Consider the following 846-nt stretch of genomic DNA (forward strand, 5'->3'; position numbering starts at 1 on the left):
GGAAAGAACTGGAGGACAAGTGGAAAAAGAACAAAAAGAAATATGGCCTGCTTTATGACAAGCTGAAAGACAAAGAGGGGATTACACTGCTCTGACAGGAACTCGGCCTTATTTTCTCACTTCCTCATACCCTTCCTCCATGAATGTGCATCATGGAGGATAAGAGGCTTTTAAAAATTATTATGACAAAATTATCGTAGTTTTGCGCAAGGCTGATCAGCTTGCAGAGGCCGCGTTTCGGACAGGCCGATTTAAAGCGGGACAGGCTATCATCCGTCAAGAATTTCGGGATGGAGCTTGTGCAGAACAGTAAGGATAAACGAGCTATAAAACTTCATACAACCGTTTCGGATTTTGATATTCTTGTCAATGGATAAGGACAGCAACAATGTCAGAGCTGAATGTCTATCGAGTCAGCAGTGATCTTCAGTATGGCGGCATTTCGCCGAATGTAAAAATCTGGGATGAAAACGGACGAGCAATCTTACCCAATCACATCAAACTGGAAAACTGGGAACTGTATCCGGTTCATTTAAAAAAATTTACAACAGATGTAAATTTCATTCCTTATTACGCAGGTGACAATTTTATTGTGGATGAAACAGCCAAAGTCCTGTTGCAGCCTCGGATACAGGACTGTGGAGAGTTCCGGCCTGTCAAAGTGGGAGAGCGCCTGTACTGGTGGTTTAAATGCACCCTTGAATATGACTGTACTGTTAAGGGGCAAATCGAGGGAGACATTTTGCTTCCAGAATTCAATAAGTGGTACGACGTCAACCGCTGGGTTTTTGATCCCATCAAATTGAAAAATGCCCCTGCCATTTTCCATCCTCATGAAAAACCAAC

1 protein-coding gene is annotated in these 846 nt (G+C 42.9%); it reads left to right on the forward strand.

Annotation, left to right across the window (positions count from 1 at the left end):
* Positions 1 to 388: 388 nt before the first annotated feature.
* A partial coding sequence (locus tag HK23_RS14055) for a hypothetical protein (protein WP_143217591.1) occupies positions 389 to 846 on the forward strand: 458 nt, incomplete at its 3' end.

Origin of the sequence: Acetobacter malorum (assembly GCF_002153605.1) — a bacterium.
Taxonomy (GTDB): Bacteria; Pseudomonadota; Alphaproteobacteria; order Acetobacterales; family Acetobacteraceae; genus Acetobacter; species Acetobacter malorum_A.